Annotated in this window: 20 protein-coding genes and 1 tRNA gene; 11 read left to right on the top strand and 10 right to left on the bottom strand. The window is 69.1% G+C overall.

The window, feature by feature from the left end; genetic code table 11:
* Nucleotides 1–96: 96 nt before the first annotated feature.
* The 4 genes from ACWFRB_RS21545 to ACWFRB_RS21530 all read right to left on the bottom strand — a co-directional run bounded on the left by ACWFRB_RS21545 (nt 97) and on the right by ACWFRB_RS21530 (nt 4,471).
* Nucleotides 97–918 carry a tyrosine-protein phosphatase gene (locus ACWFRB_RS21545; protein ID WP_452643294.1) on the bottom strand — a complete coding sequence of 274 codons (822 nt, stop codon included), beginning with the start codon at nt 916–918 and terminating at the stop codon, nt 97–99.
* Between the two features lie 107 nt (nt 919–1,025).
* Nucleotides 1,026–1,934 (bottom strand): ABC transporter substrate-binding protein, encoded by a 909-nt coding sequence (locus ACWFRB_RS21540; RefSeq protein WP_452643293.1) that lies wholly within the window; start codon nt 1,932–1,934, stop codon nt 1,026–1,028.
* Between the two features lie 52 nt (nt 1,935–1,986).
* The gene (locus ACWFRB_RS21535; RefSeq protein WP_452643292.1) at nt 1,987–3,162 is read right to left on the bottom strand and encodes an esterase-like activity of phytase family protein; all 1,176 of its coding nucleotides are present in this window, start codon (nt 3,160–3,162) and stop codon (nt 1,987–1,989) included.
* 112 nt (nt 3,163–3,274) lie between these two features.
* Entirely contained in the window at nt 3,275–4,471 is a 1,197-nt protein-coding gene (locus ACWFRB_RS21530) for a lipase family protein (protein WP_452643291.1), read from the bottom strand.
* A 243-nt stretch (nt 4,472–4,714) separates the two neighbouring features.
* On the opposite strand from ACWFRB_RS21530, the gene ACWFRB_RS21525 reads away from it, so the two are divergent.
* Nucleotides 4,715–5,698, top strand: coding sequence for a TIGR03086 family metal-binding protein (locus ACWFRB_RS21525; protein WP_452643290.1), 984 nt, complete (start codon nt 4,715–4,717; stop codon nt 5,696–5,698).
* A gap of 24 nt (nt 5,699–5,722) precedes the next feature.
* Here the strand turns inward: ACWFRB_RS21525 and ACWFRB_RS21520 are convergent.
* Nucleotides 5,723–5,798: transfer RNA gene (locus tag ACWFRB_RS21520), tRNA-Arg, on the bottom strand.
* Nucleotides 5,799–5,864: 66 nt separating this feature from the next.
* Entirely contained in the window at nt 5,865–6,365 is a 501-nt protein-coding gene (locus tag ACWFRB_RS21515) for a DUF6069 family protein (RefSeq protein ID WP_452643289.1), read from the bottom strand.
* A gap of 84 nt (nt 6,366–6,449) precedes the next feature.
* Here ACWFRB_RS21515 and ACWFRB_RS21510 point away from each other — a divergent pair, with 84 nt between their 5' ends.
* From ACWFRB_RS21510 to ACWFRB_RS21495, 4 genes are all read left to right on the top strand, one after another.
* The gene (locus ACWFRB_RS21510) at nt 6,450–7,397 is read left to right on the top strand and encodes an NADP-dependent oxidoreductase (RefSeq protein ID WP_452643288.1); all 948 of its coding nucleotides are present in this window, start codon (nt 6,450–6,452) and stop codon (nt 7,395–7,397) included.
* Nucleotides 7,398–7,451: 54 nt separating this feature from the next.
* Nucleotides 7,452–8,858, top strand: coding sequence for an FAD-binding oxidoreductase (locus ACWFRB_RS21505; protein WP_452643287.1), 1,407 nt, complete (start codon nt 7,452–7,454; stop codon nt 8,856–8,858).
* A gap of 91 nt (nt 8,859–8,949) precedes the next feature.
* Entirely contained in the window at nt 8,950–9,516 is a 567-nt protein-coding gene (locus ACWFRB_RS21500; RefSeq protein WP_452643286.1) for a nucleoside deaminase, read from the top strand.
* Between the two features lie 46 nt (nt 9,517–9,562).
* Entirely contained in the window at nt 9,563–10,483 is a 921-nt protein-coding gene (locus ACWFRB_RS21495) for an antibiotic biosynthesis monooxygenase (RefSeq protein ID WP_452643285.1), read from the top strand.
* Here the strand turns inward: ACWFRB_RS21495 and ACWFRB_RS21490 are convergent.
* On the bottom strand, nt 10,455–11,276 hold the full coding sequence (locus ACWFRB_RS21490; protein ID WP_452643284.1) for an SDR family NAD(P)-dependent oxidoreductase: 822 nt from the start codon (nt 11,274–11,276) through the stop codon (nt 10,455–10,457). The genes ACWFRB_RS21495 and ACWFRB_RS21490 overlap by 29 nt on opposite strands.
* A gap of 115 nt (nt 11,277–11,391) precedes the next feature.
* Here ACWFRB_RS21490 and ACWFRB_RS21485 point away from each other — a divergent pair, with 115 nt between their 5' ends.
* The 5 genes from ACWFRB_RS21485 (at nt 11,392) to ACWFRB_RS21465 (ending at nt 16,412) form a co-directional block, all read left to right on the top strand.
* On the top strand, nt 11,392–12,432 hold the full coding sequence (locus tag ACWFRB_RS21485) for an LLM class F420-dependent oxidoreductase (RefSeq protein WP_452643283.1): 1,041 nt from the start codon (nt 11,392–11,394) through the stop codon (nt 12,430–12,432).
* Nucleotides 12,433–12,534: 102 nt separating this feature from the next.
* Entirely contained in the window at nt 12,535–13,320 is a 786-nt protein-coding gene (locus ACWFRB_RS21480; protein WP_452643282.1) for a hypothetical protein, read from the top strand.
* An 87-nt stretch (nt 13,321–13,407) separates the two neighbouring features.
* Nucleotides 13,408–14,919 (top strand): multicopper oxidase family protein, encoded by a 1,512-nt coding sequence (locus ACWFRB_RS21475; protein WP_452643281.1) that lies wholly within the window; start codon nt 13,408–13,410, stop codon nt 14,917–14,919.
* 106 nt (nt 14,920–15,025) lie between these two features.
* Nucleotides 15,026–15,400 (top strand): glyoxalase superfamily protein, encoded by a 375-nt coding sequence (locus ACWFRB_RS21470; protein ID WP_452643280.1) that lies wholly within the window; start codon nt 15,026–15,028, stop codon nt 15,398–15,400.
* Nucleotides 15,401–15,509: 109 nt separating this feature from the next.
* Nucleotides 15,510–16,412 (top strand): universal stress protein, encoded by a 903-nt coding sequence (locus ACWFRB_RS21465; protein WP_452643279.1) that lies wholly within the window; start codon nt 15,510–15,512, stop codon nt 16,410–16,412.
* 24 nt (nt 16,413–16,436) lie between these two features.
* On the opposite strand, the gene ACWFRB_RS21460 is transcribed toward ACWFRB_RS21465, so the two are convergent.
* Together ACWFRB_RS21460 and ACWFRB_RS21455 are read right to left on the bottom strand one after the other, a co-directional pair.
* Nucleotides 16,437–16,673, bottom strand: a complete 237-nt coding sequence (locus ACWFRB_RS21460) for a hypothetical protein (RefSeq protein ID WP_097213938.1) — start codon at nt 16,671–16,673, stop codon at nt 16,437–16,439.
* Complete coding sequence (locus ACWFRB_RS21455; protein ID WP_452643278.1) at nt 16,670–17,626, bottom strand: acyl-ACP desaturase; 957 nt, start codon at nt 17,624–17,626, stop codon at nt 16,670–16,672. Before ACWFRB_RS21455 ends, ACWFRB_RS21460 begins: the two co-directional genes overlap by 4 nt.
* A 102-nt stretch (nt 17,627–17,728) precedes the next feature.
* On the opposite strand from ACWFRB_RS21455, the gene ACWFRB_RS21450 reads away from it, so the two are divergent.
* Complete coding sequence (locus ACWFRB_RS21450) at nt 17,729–18,379, top strand: response regulator (RefSeq protein WP_452643277.1); 651 nt, start codon at nt 17,729–17,731, stop codon at nt 18,377–18,379.
* Here ACWFRB_RS21450 and ACWFRB_RS21445 read toward each other — a convergent pair.
* Nucleotides 18,376–20,004: a GAF domain-containing protein gene (locus ACWFRB_RS21445; RefSeq protein ID WP_452643276.1), complete on the bottom strand. Its 1,629-nt coding sequence runs from the start codon at nt 20,002–20,004 to the stop codon at nt 18,376–18,378. The two genes, ACWFRB_RS21450 and ACWFRB_RS21445, sit on opposite strands and share 4 nt — an antisense overlap.
* Nucleotides 20,005–20,059 lie beyond the last annotated feature (55 nt).

Genomic DNA, 20,059 nt, shown 5'->3' with positions numbered 1-20,059 from the left:
GGGGTGGCTGCACACCTACAATCACCATCGGCAACACTCCGCCATCGGCAGGAACGTTCCCTTCAGCCGTTTGACTAACGTCCCTGGGCAGTACAACTAGACCAGCAGCTTGGCCCGCAACATGTTCACCGCGTTCTGATCCAGCCCGAGCCCGTCGCGCACGTAGCGGTCGAAGCTGCCGTACAGCCGGTTGACCTGATCGAACGCGGCGTCGAGCCAGGACTGTTCGACGGCGTCGCTGCGGCCGAGGAAGGTGTTGCTTGCCAGGAAGTCCGCGTTCACCGTGGCGCGGGGGACACCGAGGATCGTCAGCAGCGCGGCGGTCGCCCAGCCGGTCCGGTCCTTGCCCGCGCTGCAGTGGTAGACGACCGCGCCGGTCTTGTGCAGCGCGATCGCGGTGAGCAGGTCGCGGAAGGCGGCGTCGGAGCCCTGGAAGCTGACCATGAACGGGTAGCCGATGCTCTGACCGATGTCGGAGGAGCCCTTGACGGCCGCGTCGATGATGGCCCGCCCCAGGGTGATCGGCACGAACTCGTGGAATCCGAGCCCGTTGTTCAGGCTGACCACATCCGCGACCTTGTACTCGACGCCTGCGGGTAGGCGGTCCGGCTCGTCCTTGCGCTCCATCGCGTTGCGCAGGTCGACGTCGAGGGTGACGTTGGCCGCGGTGAGCTTCGCCTGGTCGGAGTCGGTGAGCTTGCTCAGCCTGTTCGACCGGTACACCAGGTCCTCGCGCACCCGGCGCCCGTCAGCGGTCAGGTAGCCGCCGATGTCGCGGAAGTTCTTGGCGCCCTCGAGCTGGATGTCGGGAGCTGCGGGCTGGGCCGAGGCGGCCGCCGGGACCAGCAGACCGGGCGAGAGCACGACCGTCGCCGCCAGCAGTGAACCGATCAATCGTGCCCGAACTCCGCGTGTCATCCCTGCCAGCCCCTCGCGATTGCGCACCCGGTCGTCCCGCCGGGATCCGAGGGGAGGCTACGACAGATGGACGACCGCCACCGGAGTTCGGTCGGAATCCTTCTGCGTCAGCCCAGAACCGGGACCCCGGCCGTGTCGGCCAGCCAGGTCTGGGCGAGCCGGTCGAGCGTGCCGTCGGCGTAGAGGGCGTCGACCGCCGCCGAGGCGCATGCCGTCATCGGGCTGTTCTTCTCGAGCACAAGGCCGAAGAACTCGGTGACCGTGTTGGGTCGCGGGAACTGGCCGATCAGTGTGCTGTTCGGCAGATCTGTTGCGGTGATCTGGAATCCGGTCGGGATGTCGACGACCAGCGCGTCGATGGTGCCCGCCGCCAGTGCGGCCTTCGCCTCGTCGTTGGTGGCGAACTCGACGGGCGGCTGCGACGGCCGGATCGTCCCGGTGATCGAGGCCAGGCTGGTGGAGCCGCTCTGCGCGCCGAGGCGGAACGGGGCGAGCCCGTCGAGGGAATCGATCGACGCGGCCGGGGTGCCCTCCATCGCGACGACGGACTGCGCCACCGCGTAGTACGGCGACGAGAAGTCGACGGCATCGCGCCGGTCGCCCACGATGGTGACCTGGTTGATGTCGAAGTCGAAGTTCTTCTCGCCTGGTGCGATCGCGTCGCCCCACGGGACCCGGATGAACTCGACCTGATCCGGTCGGTACCCGAGCTTCTCGGACACCGAGCGGGCGACCGCGCCCTCGAAGCCCTTGCCGTTCGACGGGTCGTTGCCGACGATCCAGGGCTCGTAGCCCGGTGAATCGGTGGCGACGGTGAGTACGCCCTCGGCCACGGTGGCCCCGCTGCCCGGGCCGCAGTTACCGACCGCCGCGGTGGTGGGCAATTTGGTGTACGCCTCGGGAATCGAGGTCGGCCCCGCCTCGGACTCGGTCCCGGCGGAACACCCGCCGAGGATCAGCGCGGACACCGCGGCGAGGGAAACGAGGAGGGCGGGGCGATGGCCGATTCTGGACACCCGGTCATAGTGCCCAGTAACGGAAGTCAGAGCAATAGGAACGGTTGGTATGTCAGCTTCCGACGGTCAGCAGGTGGAAGGTGGTCTTCCCCGCGATGCCGAAGTTGTCGTCCGCCACCAGCACCAGGGTGCGGGTGCCGTCCGGCCGGGTCGGCCCCCAGGTGATGCCCTCGATGCACTCCGGGTTCACGCCTGCCGCGGCGAAGTCGAAGACCAACTCCTTGCGCATCTTCCGTTCGGTGCCGTCGAGGGCGGCCTTGCCCGCGACGTTCTCGGCACCGCGGATGCTGGTCCGATACAGCTTCACCGAGAATCCACCTGCCGCCGAGACGTTGCGCTCCACGGTGAGATAGTCGGAGTCGTCGATCGCCAGGATGTCACCGATCCCGTTCACCGACGACACGGGATTGAACGCCTCGCCTGGCGCGAGGCGGACGGGGTCGACCTCGTAGACGAACTCGCCGAGGCCGGCTCCGGTGGCCCGGTCCAGACGCAGGACGCGGGACGCGCTGGCCACCTGATCCGAGATGGCAGGGCCGTCCTGGGCCAGGGCGTTCTCGCTCGCCGCGGTGATTGTGGTGCCTGCACGGTCGACGGTCATGGCCTCGAAGCCGAGGTTGTCCCGGAATCCGGACGGTGGGGCGGCTTTCGGGGCGTATGCCTCGGGGAGCGCGTAGTCCCGCACGAACCCGCCGTCGCGGGCGGTCTCACGGATGAAGCCGGGCAGACCGATTCGAGCGGAGCCCTCGCTGGTGTAGAGGAGGGTGTCGGAGCCGGGGACAAAGCGGATCGACTCGGTGTCCGCGGTCTTGGGGGCGAAGGGAGCCTGATTCGTGTCGAGCAGGGCGGCCTGGGCCGTGAAGTCGGCCGTGGTCAGCCTGCCTGCCTGATCGAGAGGCAGGCGCAGTGAGTAATAGCGGACCGGGCCCTGCTCGCCGCGGTTGTCGCTGATGGCGACGTACTCGCCGCGCTGCGCGTCGTAGTCGATGCCCGACAGTCCGCCGATCGGGAACCCGTCGAACGGGGTGCCGGTGGGCACCGTCAGCGAGTTGACGTACGTCAGCTCCAGGTGGCCGTTCCCGGACCCGCTGGAACCGGTGGATCCGAAGTCCGGGAGGGCGTTTGCCCCCGGTGCGGCGCACAGGACGAGGGCCGCGGACACGGCGACGGTGCCGACGAGGTGAACTCGCCTTCGGGTGGAGCGCATCACCTGACTGGTTGCCTGCACGAAAGACCCACTCTCGAATCAGTTTTCGACGCCGGAACGGCGCGCGATCCCTGAGCACCGTAGGTAGGCGCCGAGAGTGATGCGTCCTGGGTCTCCCGCTGGGTGGGACTGATCAGCAGTGCGTGGGAGCCGGCTCCCCGCGGAAGCGTGCCTCGACGTAGTTCCAGGCGTCGCCGAAGCCGGCAGCGGCGGTGGTCATGTGCTCGGCGATGTCGTACGGCACGAACGTCAGGGGTGCTCCGGCCGCGCAATACCGGTGCGCGACATCGGCTACCGCGTCGTAGGGGGTCAGCCCGTCGTACATGCCGTGCCAGATGTAGATGGGCACGGTCGGGATCGTCGGATAGTAGCGGAGGCTGTTCTCGCGTAGGACGCTGAGCGCCTCCGGACTTCCCAGCAGGCTGGTCGAGGCGGCGAGCTGTTCCGCGTTGCGGAACACGCCGTGGAAGAGCAGGAATCGCCGGCACTCGTTGGTCACCCAGTCGCGGAACCACAGGCCCGTCGGGTTCAGCTGCGCCGAGACCGGCAGCCGCTCGGGATACTCGCGCTCGAGTCCCATGGCCGCGGCGAAGGCGAGGCCGAAGCCCGGATGTGGGTTGAGGCCGAGGCCCTGCACCATTTCCCAGAGGTCCGCCGGGATACCGCCCGCGGCAACCCCGGCGAGCTTCAGCTCCGGTGCGTAGGTCGGTTGCAGCGCCGCCGCCCACGCACTCGCCATGCCGCCGCCGGAGTACCCGGCCAGGGCGACCGGGCTGTTCGCGAGGCCGAGCTCGGCCACCTTCTGCACGGCGCGAACGCTGTCGAGCGTGATCAGGCCGCCGAGTTTGGCGGCACCGTAGGCGCCGGTCGGCCCGATGTGATCGGGCACCGACACCGCCCAACCGCGGTTGATCGGCAGGTACATGCCGGGGGCGTCCTGCAGCTCGCCGTTGAACAGCGCCCGCGACGGGTTGCACTTGGTGCCCAGCGAATTGATGATCGCCTGGTAGGAGACCAGCGGCGGGTTCTTGATGCCGTGGGGCAGGAACACCGTGGTCATACCGAGGATGGGTTTGCCGGTGGAGTTCGTCGACCGGAACGCGACCTGCCAGCCGTCGCTGTTCGCGTACAGCGAGGCGTCGATGGGGCGGACCCGGACCACGTCGCCAGGACGCAGATTCGCGAGGTCCGGCGGGGCCAGATAGAACGGGTCCGGATCGGGCGTGGGGTAGAGGGGGCCGGCCGGTATCGCGGTGGCGGGCAGGGCCAGTCCCACCAACAGGAGCAGGACACCGAACGTTGTTGTCAAAAAGCGGAGGCGCTGACGCATACTCCGAGCTCCCTTGCATCGGTCCAATGCAGTGACGGTCGAACGCTGTGACGGTCGTTTCCCGGGTGGACGCGTAACACGCTAACCCAAGGTGCCCCTGCGGGCAGCGCGTAGCGGCGAAAAAACCCGTCCTGATCACCTTGTCTGCCGTCCAGGTGGTAACCAGTCGGGTGGTCGGTTTCGGGGTCCATCCGGGTGCATCGGCGATATATTCATAGATGGGGGTCGCCTGAAAGGAGACCCGTGACGCAATTCGACAGGACCGTCGAGGTTGCGCTCGAGCCCGACGCGGCATTCGAGCTGATCAGCCGTCCGGAACGGCTGCGACGATGGCTGACCCTGGCCGCGAGGTCCGATCTGCGCCAGGGCGGGCGGTACCGGTGGACGGTGGTGCCCGGCCACTCCGCCTCCGGCACGTTCGAAGAGGTCGTGCCCGGTCAACGACTCAAGCTCCGGTGGTGGTGGGAGGACAGCGACGACCTGCCTCCCGGCACCTCCACGGTCGCGATGACCCTGACCCCGCACGACGGTTCGACGAAGGTCCGGCTGGTCCACGACGGCCTGTCCGATGCACAGGCGCCCAGCCACGCCGAGGTGTGGAACCACTACCTGGACCGGCTGGTCGTGGCCGGTCAGAGCGGCGACGCTGGACCCGATGACTGGGCGGTCGCCCTCGAACCCAGTGACGAACTCACCGGTGCCGAATCCACACTGGTGGTGTTGCAGGAGGTGCTGCGCGGTGTCACCGCGGACGATCTGAAGCGCCGGACGCCGTGTCGCGACTTCACGGTCGCCGCACTGGCCGAGCACCTGCTCGGGTCGATCGCGAGCCTCGGGTCGGCTGGCGGCGCGACGATGCCGGCTGCCGCCGCGGACGAGGAGGTGGAGGTGCGGGTCGCCGACGCCGCCGCGGCGGCTACCGAGGCCTGGCACCGCCGCGGTCTCCACGGCACCGTGTCGCCGGGCTCGACCCCGATGCCCGCCACCATGGCGGTGAGCATTCTGTCGATCGAATTCTTGGTGCACGCATGGGATTTCGCGGTTGCCACGGGGCAACGGCTGGAGGTGCCCGACCAGCTCGCGAGCTATGTGCTCGGACTGGCGAACACGGTCATCGGGCCGCCGCAACGGGAGAGTGGGGACTTCGGGGACCCGGTGCCCGTCGAGGAAGGTGCGGGGGCGATCGAGCGGCTCATCGCGTTCACGGGTCGGCGTCCGCCGACCTGATCGGGCGTCACCGGCGGGCCGCGATGGTGCCCTCGGCAGGATTCGAACCTGCGACCTACCCTTTAGGAGAGGGTTGCTCTATCCCCTGAGCTACGAGGGCCTCCGGCCCGCAGAGCACCTGCGGGCCGTATTGCACGGTTGGAGTGTAGCGGGTTCGGGTTGATACCTAGCCGTTCGCCCGGCCGACGACCCGGCGGCGGAGCAGTTCGAGGCCGGCCACGATCGCCGCCGCCATCAGTACGTGCATCAGGATCAGCGCGGTCTTCGTGATGCCGTCTGTGTCGGCCATCGCGGCGAGCGCGATGGTGAGCAGGGGCAGCGCCGCTCCGACCACCTGGCCGAGCCGGATCACGGCGGACCAGCGCAGGGACAGCAGCGCGACCAGTCCCATGCCGATCGCGGTCGGCACCGCCGAGATCGTCACGATGCCGCCTGCGGGGATCGGGTTGACGGTGCCCTTGTCGAGGACCTCCAGTGACCCGCCGGCGATCAGTGCGACCAGGTAGATCGCCAGATTGCCCACCACGGTCGCTGCAGTCCCGGCGAGGACCGACTGCCACCGCCCAAGGCTGAGGGTCGTCGAGTCGGGGGATGTGGTCGGACGCAGGATGGTGGACATGGCGCGCTCCTCGAGTGCGGGCTCGTGCCGCGCGGGTTCGCGCTGCATGAAGAGCGTGCAACCTCAACCATTATTGAGGTCAATGCGAATCCGGCAAGGAATTACTCGCCGCTTTCCGCGGTTGTCCAAAGAATGAGCACTACCGAATCCATTGTTGCGAATGCGTTCGGAGGGCCGGAGGTCCTTGCGGTGATCGAGGAGGAGCTGCCCGCTCTCGCTCCGGGGCAGGTCCTCGTCGAACTGCGTGCGATCGGCGTCAACCCCATCGATTACAAGCTCTACAGCGGCGCGCTCGGTGCCAACGAGTCCAGGCTGCCGCTGCATCTGGGCTCCGAGGGTTCGGGCGTGGTGCTCGACGTAGGAACGGGCGCGGTCGGGCCCGCCGGTCCGATCTCGGTCGGTGACGAGGTGATCGCCTATCCGGGCGAGGGCGCATACACCCGGCGGCTGGTGCTTCCCTCGGACTACGTGTTCCCACGTCCCAAGGAGCTGTCCTGGGAGCAGTCAGCCGGCCTGATGGTGGCCGGGACCACCGCGGCGGAGGCGATCGTCGTGACCGGCGTCGCGGACGGCGAGACCCTGCTGATCCACGGCGCCGCGGGTGGCGTCGGCTCGCTCGCCGTGCAGTTGGCGGTGGCCAAGGGCGTCACGGTGATCGGAACCGCGGCGGAGTCCAACCACGAGTTCCTGAGGGGTCTCGGGGCGATCCCCGTTGTCTACGGAGACGGGCTGGAATCCCGGGTGCGCACGCTGGCCCCGAAGGGTGTCGACGCCGCCTTTGACACCGCGGGAACGGATGAGGCGGTGGACGTTTCGCTCGCTCTGGTCGCCGACCGCAAGCGCATCGTCACCATAGTCTCGTTCGGCAGGGCCCAGCAGGATGGCTTCGTCGCGATCGGCGCGGGTAATCCGGACACGCCAAGGATCCGAAAGGCCGCGCGTCTCGACCTGGTCGAGGCGGCCGCCGTCGGAAAGCTCGATGTCGTTGTGGCCAAGACCTTTCCGCTGACGGAGGCCGCCCGCGCGCACACCGAGCTCCAGCGACCGCATCCACACGGCAAGTTCATCCTGATCCCCTGAGGGCGAGGTGCCCCGGGGCCAGGCTCGAGGTCCACTCAGGTTTGGAGGTTCGCCGTGAGCACACAATCCGAGGAGTGTGCCGAGCGCTTGCGATCCGTACTCGGCCAGCAGGTGCATCTGCCGGATTCGGACGGCTACCGGCGCGCGTTGGCCGGCGTGTTCTTCCCCGATGCCGCGCGTCGACGCCCCTCGTGCGTGGTGCAGCCCGCCGCGGTCGGCGACGTGTCGGCGGCCATGCGGATCGCCCGGCAGGCGGGCTGTCGGGTCACCGTTCGCGGCGGCGGCCTGAGCTCGAACTGTGTGGCCGACGGCGCGGTGATGCTGGACATGTCCGCGCGGCTGAACGGCGCGCGGCCCGACGATGACCGGGTTGTCGTGGAGGGCGGCGCGACCGTCGGCGCGATGCTCGACGCCTTGGCGCCCAGCGGTCGGGTGGTGCCGGTCGGCATCGTCGGGCACGCCGGTTTCGGTCTCGTCACCCGCGGCGGCGTCGGCTACCTGACACGAAGCGTCGGTCTCACACTCGACCACATGCTCGAGGCGACGGTGGTGCTGCCGTCGGGAGAAACGGTGCGACTGTCCGACGCGAGTTCCGGCGACGAGGCCGATCTGTGGTGGGCAGTGCGCGGCTGTGGACCCGCGGTCGGGGTGGTGACGTCCGCCGTCCTGCGTACCCACGAGATGGGCGGGGTGTGGGTCGAGCGAGCGGTCGTCGGACTCGATGCGCTCGGCACGTATTTCTCTGTCGCACCGGAACTTCCGCGCACGACCACTATGGGAGCGGTGCTCGGGGTGAGCGGTCTGTCGGCGGATCCGGTGCTGTTGATCTACACCGTGTGCGCGAGCACCGATGCAACGTCGATCGACCGGGCCCGGGCGGCGACGTCCGCGGTCGTCGGCGGATCGAGCGTGGGGTCGCTCTACCGAACCGAGATGTCGGGTCGGTACCTTCGCGGGCTCCCGGAGTTCGCGATCCCGGGGGCAGACGGCGCCGAACCGGAACCGGTCCGGCTCCCGGGGCCGGAGGGTCCACGGGGCTCGTTCTACGGCAAGTCGGTGTTCGCGGGACCGACCCTCGATTCCGGTGTCGCCGAGGCGCTGGCCGAGCGGATCCGGCTGGCGCCGACGCCGGAGTGCCGGATCGACTTCCAGCACACCGGTGGTGCACTCGCCGACGTGGACGACAGGGCGACGGCGTTCTGGGGCAGGGGCGGTGAGTGGAACATCCCGCTCAACGCGATCTGGTCCGGCGGCGAGGACGAGGCCTGCACGGACTGGGCGCGCGAGACGGTCGCCGCGCTCGCCCCGCACACCATCGGCGTGTACAGCGTGGAGGTGCGGCCCGGATTCCCGGAGACCGCCGCCGAGGTCGAGGCGGCCTATGGCGGGAACCTCGACCGGTTGCGGTCGGTCCGGCGCCGTCACGATCCGGCTGCCGTGCTCGCCGAGTATCCGCTGTAGCAACAGTCGCCAACCGCCTGTCGGCCGGGTCCCGGGGGAGTAGATTGGCAGGCGGTGCTTGCCGAACACTCACAGTGGAGGCGTAATCCCCATGACACCAGACGAACTCATGACAGAGGCCTGTCGCCTTGCGAAGGAATCGGTCGTCAACAACTGGGGCGGGCCCTTCGGCGCGGTCATCGCCCGCGACGGCGAGATCGTGGCCCGTGGGCAGAACCGGGTTCTGCTGACCGGAGACCTCACCGCGCACGCCGAGATCGAGACGATCCGCAAGGCCGTCCAGGTTCTCAACCCCGAGGCGCCGAGCATTCCACAGGACCGTCAGAACGAGTCGACGTTGCGGCTGGTCCCGCGGCCCGAGGGCTCGGCCGACAGCCTCCCCGAGCGCGCCAAGATGTTGATGGGCATGGAGATCTACATCAGCGGAGCGCCATGCCCGATGTGCATGAGCGCGATCTACTGGGCGCGGCTCGATGCCGTGCACTTCGCCAGTGACCTCGCGGCCACGAGCAGCATCGGGTTCGACGACGCCTTCCAGTACGAGGACTTCACCAGGCCCTTGACCGACCGCCGCATCAAGGTCGAGCAGTTCCGCCCCGACCTCGGCGCGGAGGCGTACGCGACCTGGACCGAGAAACAAGACAGGCACCCGTACTGACATGGCGGCGCCGGATGCCGCTGCGTCACGACCGACACCGGCGACAGTGGTCATCACCCATCGACTTCGTCCGGGTCGCGAGCCCGCATTCCGGCGCTGGCAGGACGAGGTGGACACGGCGTCGTCGTCGTTCGCCGGATTCCTCGGAACCAATGTCGCCCGGTCGCCGGGCTCCGAGTCGGAGTGGACCGTCGTCTACCGGTTCGATGGCGCCGACAACCTGAAGCTCTGGCTGGGCAGCGAGACACGGCGAGCGTTGATGGTTCGGGCAGGGGAGTTCTTCGAGGAATCGCCCTCCCAGTACGTGCTGATCGACGAGGGCCGCGACGAGGCGGTGACAGTCGCCGTGTCGCATCCGCCCGTGCCGGGCCGGGAGTCGGAATTCCTTGCCTGGCAGCAGCGAGTCATCGAGGCGGAGAAGGCGTTTCCCGGGTTTCGCGGATCGGAGTTGCATCGCCCGGTGCCGGGGATCCAGGAGGATTGGATCATCCTGTTCACCTTCGACTCGTCGGACAACCTCGAGCGGTGGCTGTCGTCGTCGGAGCGGGCGGCGCTGCTCGCGGAGGGCAGGGAGTTCCGGGGCTTCACGGTCAAGCGGATCGCGAATCCGTACGGGTCGTGGTTCCCGGCGGGCGGGCCCGGCGCAGCGCAGGCGGCCTCGTGGAAGACGGCCCTGTCCGTGCTCGTGGGGTTGTATCCGACGGTGGTGATCCTCACCGTCGCCATCGCCGAGATCTGGCCTGGCGCGCCGCTCTGGCTCAGCCTGCTGATCGGCAACATCGCGTCGGTATGCCTCCTGACCTGGGTCGTGATGCCGGTCGTGACCAGGGTGCTGCACTTCTGGCTGGAACCGGAGCGCAGCGAGCAGGGCATCGATGTGCGCGGCGCGGTGATCTCGGTGGGGGTGCTGACGGTGTTCGCGGCGGCCTTCTGGCTCGTCACGACGGTGCTGTGGACGCTGCCCTAGCCTTCCGGATTGTGCGGGTCAGGAGCGGCCGCACGATCGGCTCCACGATGCCGCCTGCGCGCACGAGCACCCGGGTGAGCGGGTCGATCGCGATGTGGTGGCGGCCCTTGTCGATACCGGTGATCACGGCCGCCGCCACCACGTCCGCGGAGACCGGGGTGATCGCGCCCGACACCGCCACGGTCTCCGCCGGTTTACGGGTGTTCTCCACCACGAAGCCAGGGGTGTCGGTGTCCGGGGGATACAGCACGGCGACCGTGACACCCGCGGGCCCGACCTCGTAGCGCAGGCAGTGCGCGAGCTGGTGCACCGCGGCCTTGGTCGGCCCGTAGCCGCTGTATCCGACGACGCCGATCATGCCCGCCGTGGAACTGGTCAGCACGAGGTGGCCGCGCCCACGGGAGACCATCCCGGGCAGCACCGCGCGCGCGGCGTGCACCGCGCCCAGGTAGTTCAGTCGCATCTGCGACTCGAATTCCTCGATGGGTACCTCGAGGAAGCGCCCCGGCAACGCGGTTCCGGCGCAGGCGACGAGGGCGTCGCACGGGCCGGAGCGTGTCTCGAGCCGCTCGACGGCCCGCCGCACCGCCGCCGGATCGGTGACGTCGGCGCAGGCCCAGGCCGCGCCGATCGGCTCCGCGGTGGCCCGGAGCAGCTCCTCGCCGCGGGCGATGATCGACACCGAGGCGCCCCTGGCCCTCGCGGCACGGGCGACGGCGGCGCCGATGCCCTGCGAGCCTCCCGTCACGATGACGTGTGAACGCTGCCAGTCGAACGGGATTCTCTTGGTCACCGCGCGATCGTAGGACTTCGGTCACAAATGGTGGTCGGTTCTGTCATTCGGTTTCGGGGTGGCACTGCGTAGTGTGCGAGGAGATATTCACATCGAGTCGATTAGAGGTGTCCGGGTGCGAGTCGGAATGCAGATCACCTACAGCGGCGGGTTCGCCGAGACCGTCGCGGAGGTCGCCGACCTCGAGCGCGCCGGCCTCGACATCGCGTTCATCGCGGAGGCGTACTCCTATGACGCGGTCAGCCAGCTCGGCTTCCTCGCGGCGAAGACATCGACGATCGAGCTGGCGTCGGGCATCTTCCAGATCTACACCCGGACGCCGTCGCTGATGGCGATGACCGCCGCGGGTCTCGACTTCGTCTCCGACGGCCGGTTCGTGCTCGGTCTCGGTGCATCCGGACCGCAGGTCATCGAGGGCTTCCACGGCGTGCCGTACACCGCCCCGCTCGGCCGCACCCGCGAGATCGTCGACATCTGCCGTCAGGTGTGGAGGCGCGAGAAGGTCCAGTACGACGGCAAGTACTACCAGATCCCGCTGCCCGCGGATAAGGGCACCGGACTCGGTAAGCCGCTCAAGCTGATCAACCACCCCGTGCGCGATCGCATCCCGATCGTCATCGCCGCGCTCGGCCCGAAGAACGTCGCGCTGACCGCCGAGATCGCCGAGGGCTGGCAGCCGATCTTCTTCGATCCCGAGCGCGCGAACGACGTGTGGGGCGAGTCCCTCGCACAGGGCAAGGCCAAGCGCGACCCCAGCCTGGGCGAGCTGCAGATCTACGCGGGCCCCGCGCTGGCGATCGGCGACGACGTAGACCACCTGCTGGAGTGGGTCAAGCCGAGCCTGGCGCTGTACATCGGCGGCATGGGCGCCAAGGGCAAGAACTTCTACAACGACCTGGCCTGCCGCTACGGCTACGAGAAGGAAGCCGCCACGATCCAGGAGCTGTACCTGTCCGGCAAGAAGGCGGAGGCCGTCGCCGCCGTGCCGGACGAGCTCGTGCGCGCCATCTCCCTCATCGGCCCCGCCGGCTACGTCAAGGAGCGGGTAGCGGCGTTCGCCGAGGCGGGCGTCACCACGCTGACCGTGAGCCCGCTCGCGGGCGATTCCGCCGGCCGCGTCGCGCTGATCGACCAGTTCCGCAAGCTCGTCGACTGACCGTCGAGTGTGCACGTCCCGTCGCCGCCCCTGGGGCGACGCGACGGGAGGTGCACACTCGACGCGCCTGCGCGGCCGGCCGCCTGTGCCTATTGTCGGGACATGCGCCCCATGATGGTCGCGACCGTCCGTTCGGAGTGGGTGCGGGCGTGGCGGTGGCCCGCACAGGTGCCGATGACGGTGCTGGGTAATGCGGCGCTCGTCTGTGTCGCCTGGTTCGTCATCCCGCGCAGCTGGCTGTTCGACTTCACCGGCGCGTGGGGCCTCCCGATCGCGCTGGCCGGGTGGATGTACGCGGACGTGTCCGCGACCAACGTGCTGGGACAGGACCCGGCCGACGCGCTGACCGTGCTGTCCGATGGTGCCGCGCTCGAACGGCTGCTGCGGGCCAAGACCATCGTGCTGTGGCTGATGGTGGCACCGGCCTGCACGGCGGTCGCCCTCATCCTCGGGGTCCTCGAGCACGACCTGACGCTGGCCGTGTTGATGACGGTCGGGCTGTGCGTGATCCCGCTCGGCCCGCTGGCGCTGTCGGGCTGGGTCGGTGTCGTCTTCCCCTATCACCAGCGTTCCCTGCGTTGGCGGTGGGCGAACCGGCGCCGGTTCCGGTCGGTCGTGGCGCGCTGGCTGATCCTGGTGGTGCTGCCGTACGGGGTGTTCCCGGCCGCGATCGTGGTGGTCCTCGCGGTGCCCCTGCTGATGTTCCACCTGCTGCCCCCGTTCGACGTCGGGGCGGTGCTGACCGCGGACGGGCGGGTCGGGTTCGTGGTGTCGGCGAGTGTGGTGTCGGTGTTCGCCTGGTTCGCGGCGATCCGGGGCACGGCGTTCCTGGCGGGTCGACGGGCGGGCCGCCTGACCGACTACCTCGGCGACGCCGAGCGGGGCTGAGACCGGCTCCACTCGGGGTTTCTCGGGGTGCGAATCCGGGTGTCTTCCCGGATGTGTCGGCCAGGCCGACCGGCGAGCATCAGTGGCATGGAGAAAACACGCGTTCGGTGGCTGCGGGTTCTCGGTGGCCTGGTCGCCGCCGTCGCCATCGTGATCGGTGTCCTGGCGGGCGGTGTCGTCTACGCGTGGCAGACGGCCAGGGTGGACACCGCAGGCCAGGTGCGGTTCGACCGGCCGTTGGCGATCCCGCCACTCGCGGCGTCGACGATCGCGCCGGACGGGACCAGGGAGTTCGACCTCGAACTGCGCAGCGGCACCACCGACCTCGGGCACGGCACCGGTACCGAGACCTGGGGCGTGAACGGCTCATACCTCGGCCCGACGGTGCGCGCGGAGCGCGGCGAGCCGGTCCGGATGAACGTGCGAAACGGGCTGGACGAGGCCAGCACGCTGCACTGGCACGGCATGCACCTGCCCGCGGCCATGGACGGCGGGCCGCACCAGATGGTCGATCCCGGCACCACCTGGTCGCCGCACTGGACCGTCGATCAGCCCGCGGCCACGCTCTGGTACCACCCGCACCTGCACGGGGCGACCGCCGAGCACGTCTACCGCGGCGTCGCGGGCATGTTCCTCATCGACGACCCGGCCGGGCCGGTACTGCCGGACCGATACGGCATCGACGATGTCCCGGTTGTCGTGCAGGACAAAAAGTTCGACGGGGACCGCCTCGACGACGACGCGGCGATGTTCAGCGACACCGGGGTGCTCGGCGACGAGGTGCTCGTCAACGGCACCTCGGGGCCATACCTCGACGTCACCACCGAGCGGGTGCGGCTGCGGCTGCTCAATGCGTCCAACGCGCGGGTGTACCGGTTCGGGTTCGACACCGGCCTCGGGTTCGAGCTCATCGGCACCGACGGTGGGTTGTTGCCGAAACCCGTTGGGATGACCAGCCTTCAGCTCTCGCCCGGTGAACGAGCGGAGATCGTGGTCGCCGTTCCTGCAGGCACATCGCCGGTGTTGCGCAGCTCGCCGCCCGACCTCGGTGCCGACTTCTGGGGCGCCCGGTTCGCGGGCGGTTCGGACACCATGGACATCCTGCAACTGCGTGCGGCCGACCGTCTGGAGTCGAACGCAGTCGTCCCGAGTTCGCTTGCCGCGCAAGACGATCTGGGGGTCCCGAGCACGACCCGGCGCTTCGACCTGACCAGCCCGACGCAGATCAACGGGAAGTCGATGGACATGGGGCGGATCGACGAGGTGGTCACGGTGGGGTCGACGGAGGTCTGTGAGGTGCGCAACGTGAGCGGGGGAGTGCACAACTTTCACGTCCACGACGTGCAGTTCCAGGTTCTTGACACCGATGATCCCGCGCTGGCCGGGCCGAAGGATACCGTCTATGTGCCACCAGGGCGGACCCTGCGGCTGTTGATGCGATTCACCGACTTCTCCGATCCGTCGACCCCGTACATGTTCCACTGCCACCTGCTCCGGCACGAGGACAACGGGCTGATGGGGCAGTTCGTCGTGGTCGAACCGGGTCAGCAGCCGGTGCCACCGCCGCCGCCATCGGACGCCGCGCGCGGCCATCACTGAACATTTGCGAAACCTTCCGGGTCGAAAACGAATGAGGACCGTTCCTGACCGCGATTCGCGCAACACTCGATGGGTCGCTCAGTCAACCCGAAACGAAGGACAGGTCATGGACATCAAGCTCGAACTGGTCGCGATCCCCGTCACCGACATCGACCGCGCCAAGGAGTTCTACGTCCGGGTCGGTTTCAACGCGGACCACGACCACACGGTCAACGAGAACATCCGCTTCGTCCAGCTCACGCCGCCCGGGTCGGCCTGCTCGATCTGCATCGGCAAGGGCGTGACCGATGCCGAGCCCGGCTCGGTCGTCGGCATGCAGGTGGTGGTCAAGGACATCGAGGAAGCCGAGCGCGAGTTCAAGAGCCGCGGCATCGAGATCAGCCCGATCGACCGCCAGCCGTGGGGCAACTTCGTGTACTTCAGCGATCCCGACGGGAACAAGTGGGCGGTCCAGGAAATCGTGATCCCCTCGGCCGGGTGACCAGCGCAACAGCGATCGGTCCGCAAGAGTGACCTTCGACCCTGACAGGGCGCAGGCAAATTCAGGACAATGGTCCGGGCAGACCAATCGTGATCGTGAAGGGAGAACCATGAGCGCAGGAAAGCCCATCGTGGTGGGTGTGGACGGATCGGAATCCTCGACGGCGGCGGTGGCGTGGGCGGCACGCACCGCGGCGATGAGGAAGACGCCGCTGGTCCTCGTGTCGGTGGTGCACGTTCCTGCGTACTACTACTCCGAGCCCTACCTCGCCAGGGGCTACGGAGACGACCTCAAGAACGCCGGCCGTGCGCACCTGGACTCCGCGGCGGTGCTCGCCGCGCAGGCCGTGGACGGCCTTGCGTCGGTCGAGATCAGCACGAAGCTGCACGAGGGGCAGATCGCGGAGACGCTGCTGCAGTACTCGGACGGCGCGACCATGATCGTGCTCGGATCGCGCGGCCTCGGGGAGTTCACCGGAGCGCTGATGGGGTCGGTCACCGTCGCGGTGTCCTCGCACTCGACGGCCCCGGTCGCGGTGGTCCGCGGCCGCACGCTCGACGGTAGGCCGCCGACCGAGGGTCCCGTCGTCGTCGGGGTCGACGGCTCGGCGGTGAGTGAGGCGGCCGTCGCGGTCGCGTTCGAGGAGGCCGCGACCCGGCACGCCACGCTGGTCGCGGTGCACGTCTGGAGCGATGTGTCGGTCCAGCCCTCGCTGGGCGCGACCGCCGACGACCCGCACTGGAGCGGGATCCAGTCGTTCGAGGAGGCGGTGCTGTCCGAGCGGCTCGCCGGCTGGACCGAGCGCTATCCCGACGTCTCCGTGCAGCGGGTCGTGGCCAGGGATCGCCCGGTGCGGGTGCTCAGCGAGTACGCCGAGCGCGCCCAGGTGCTGGTGGTCGGCAGCCACGGCCGCGGCGGTTTCAAGGGCATGCTGCTCGGCTCGACCAGCAACGCGCTGATGCGCACCGCGGACTGCCCGGTGCTCATCGTCCGCCCGACGGACAAGGCCTAGCCGGAGCCGCGGGCGGTCGGGGCTTCAGCCGAAGTCCGCCAGACCGCCCGCGCGCAGCTGGGCCCACGCGTCGGCGGGGTGCACCCCGCGACGCACGGCGTCGTTCTCGATGAGCACGCCGAGCAGCACCGAGTTCATGAACGCGAGGCCCTCCGACTGGTGCTGGGTGGTCTTCGCCTCCGTCCACCGCATGATGTTGCCCCGCTTGGCCGCGGCAGCCATCTCCAGCACCGCATCGAACATCGCCGACGTCTCGCTCATCGCACGGACTCCCTCTCCTCGTCGCGGGCGGCCGCGCGCGCGAGCGCACGATCGCGGGCATCCTCGAATCGTTCCGCGTCGGCCTGCAGGCCGACGAGGAACCGCTCCAGCTGTTCGCGCTGTTCCTCGCCTTCTGCGGTGAAGTCGTTGCGCTCGAATATCTTCCAGGTGCGGAGCACGGGCATGACCACGTCGTCGAGATGCTGGCGGAGGTCGTAGATGCCGCCCTTTGCGATCAGCACCGCGTTGCGGCGGAAGCCCGGCATGCCGGATCCCGGCATCTGGAAGTTGGTCAGCACCTTGGTGATCGCCCGGATGGTCTGATCGGGAGACACGTCGAGGGCGGCCCCGCAGATGTTGCGATAGAACATCATGTGCAGGTTCTCGTCGGCCGCGACGCGGGCCAGCATGCGGTCCGCGATCGGGTCACCACAGGCCTTGCCGGTGTTGCGGTGCGAGACCCGGGTGGCCAGCTCCTGGAACGTCACGTACGAGACCGAGTCCAGCAGCCCGGCGTTCCCGCCGGGCGCGAAACCGTTGGTCATGTGGGTCATCCGGGCGTTCTCCAGAGCCACCGGGTCGACGCCGCGGGTGACCACCAGATAGTCCCGCATGACGATCGAGTGCTTGTTCTCCTCCGCCGTCCACCGGCCCACCCAGGTGCCCCAGGCCCCGTCGAGGGAGAAGTGCTCGGCGATCTCGCGGTGGTACGAGGGCAGGTTGTCCTCGGTGAGCAGGTTCGTGATCATCGCAGCCTTGGCGGTGTCGCTGAGACCGGATTGGTCGGGGTCCCAGTCGATGCCACCGAGCTCGGCGAAGTTCTGCCCGTCGTCCCACGGCACGTAGTCGTGCGGGTGCCAGTCCTTGGTCATCGACAGGTGTCGATGCACGTTCTCCTCGGCCACGGCCTCCAATTCGTGCAGCAATTCGAGCTCGGTCAGTTCGCGGGTCACGGTCGATCCCCATTCGCAGTGCCGGTGGTCCGCGTCAAGGATTCCCGGGGCCGGGCGGACCGGGCTAGGGCCGAAGGTCCCCGATGTGCTGGGATCGAGGCCATGAGCATGCGGATCTTCCTGGTCGACGACCACGAGATCGTTCGCCGCGGTCTGGTGGACCTGCTCGCGGGCGTCCCCGACTTCACCGTCGTCGGCGAGGCGGCCTCGGTGGGTGAGGCGCTGGTGGCGGTGCCGAAAGCGGAGGTGGACGTCGCGGTCCTCGACGTGCGGTTGCCCGATGGCAGCGGCGTCGAACTGTGTCGGGACCTGCGCTCGGCGCAGCCGGACCTGCGCTGCCTGATGCTCACCTCCTACTCGGACGACGAGGCGCTGTTCGACGCGGTGATGGCGGGTGCCTCGGGGTACCTGCTCAAGCAGATCCTCGGCACGGACCTGGTCGCGGCCATCCGGACGGTCGGCGCGGGCGGCTCCCTGATCGACGCAGGCGCCACCGCCGCAGTGCTGGGCCGGATCCGCGCGCAACGCGATCAGGGCGTTGCGGTGTCGGGGCTGTCGGAGCAGGAGCGGGCCGTGTTCGAGCTCATCGGTGAGGGGCTGACGAACCGGGAGATCGGCGGGCGCCTGTTCCTGGCCGAGAAGACGGTGAAGAACTACGTGTCCAGGATTCTCGCGAAGCTCGGCATGCAGCGCCGGACCCAGGCCGCGGTGCTGGCCACCGAGCTGCGTGGCCGGCCGGGACGGGACCGCTAGCCGGGCACGCCCATCGGCACCCGCCAGGTCAGCACGGTTCCGCCGCCGACCGCCGCGGTCACCTCACACCGCCCGGCGCACGTGGCCGCGCGACGGTCCAGGTTGGCCAGTCCGCTGCGTGGCTCGTCGCCGGATATCCCGACCCCGTCATCGGTGATCACGATCGTGAATTCTTCTGCGGCGGTGATGGATACGGCTATCGACGAGGCGCTCGCATGCCGCCGGGCGTTGCTCAGCCCCTCCCGCAGCACCGCCTCGGCGTGCGGGTGGACCGGTGCCGGGACCAGGGTGTCGATCGGTCCCGAGAACTGGACCGTCGGGGTGATCGCGGACTGCGGGGTGACCTCGCCGATCACATCGAGCAGGCGCCTGCGCAGGCTCGCGGGGGTGGCGGTGTCGCCGGTCTGCAGGTCGAAGATGGTGGTTCGGATCTCCCGCACCGTCCGGTCGAGCTGTTCGACGGATCGGGCCAGCACCTCGCCGTCGGGCGCGGGCAAGGCGATGCTCTGCAGGCTCATGCCGGTGGCGAACAGTCGCTGGATGACGTTGTCGTGCAGGTCCCTGGCGATGCGGTCGCGGTCGGCGAGCACGTCGAGCAGTCGCTGCTGACGCTGTCGGTGCGCGAACTCCAGCGCGACCGCGGCCAGGTCCGCCATCGAGGCCAGCCTGCTGAGCTCGTCGGGGTCCCAGGCGTGCGTACCCGCACCCATGGTCACCACCAGCGCGCCCTCGATGTGCTGCGGCCCCGACACGGGGAGGACCGCGGCAGGTCCCGATCCCGAGGCGGGCTCGGTGAGCTGGGCTCGGCCGGTCCGGAGTGCCTCCTCGACCGGCGGGCAGGCGAGGTCGGCCACCCCGTCGCCGCGACGGTGGTCGGTGGTGGCCGCGACGATCGCGGTGCCGGACGACGCATCGAGCAGCGTGACCGCCCCCGCCGAGGTCAGCTCGAGGACCCGCCGCACCAGCAGGTCGAGGGTCTCCGGGACGGACCCGCCGATCAGCAGGCTCGAGTTGATCGCCGCCACCGCGCGCAACCAACGTTCCCTGGTGCGGGACTCCTCGAACAGCCGCGCGTTGTCGACGGCGAGCGCGGCGGACTCGGCGAGCACCGTGAGGATCACCTCGTCCTCGTCGGTGAACTCCGGTGCGTCCCGTTTCTCGGTGAGGTAGATGCTGCCGAACGCCCGGCCCCTGACGATGATCGGGACGCCGAGGAAGCTGCTCATCGGTGGGTGGTTCGGCGGGAACCCGACCGAGGCCGCGTGCCGGTCGAGTTCGCGGATGCGAACGGGCCTGGGGTCGTCGATGAGCAGTCCGAGCAGCCCACGGCCCTCGGGCAGATGGCCCATCGTCGCGCGTTCGCCCGCGTCGATCCCCTCGTAGACGAACTCCGACAGCCCACCGCCAGGCGCTCGGACCCCGAGTGCGCCGTACCGGGCGCCGAGGAGCTGGGTGGCCGCCTGCACGATCCGCTGCAGCGTGGGGTCGAGTTCGAGCCCCGCCCCCACCACGAGGGTCGCGCGGAGCAGATCGCGCAGCTTCTCTGGCGACGTGACGACCTCGCTCAGCCGTTCGTGGACGTCGCTGAGCAGGGCATTCAGGCCGTCGGCTGGAATTTCGACCATGAGCGGCAGCGTAGTCGCTGTAACGGAAACAGACCGGTTCCGATGCTTTTGATAG

The sequence above is a fragment of the Rhodococcus sp. NPDC055112 genome (genome assembly GCF_053607505.1).
Note: the sequence above shows the minus strand (reverse complement) of the source record. Positions and strands in the feature narration are given on the sequence as shown.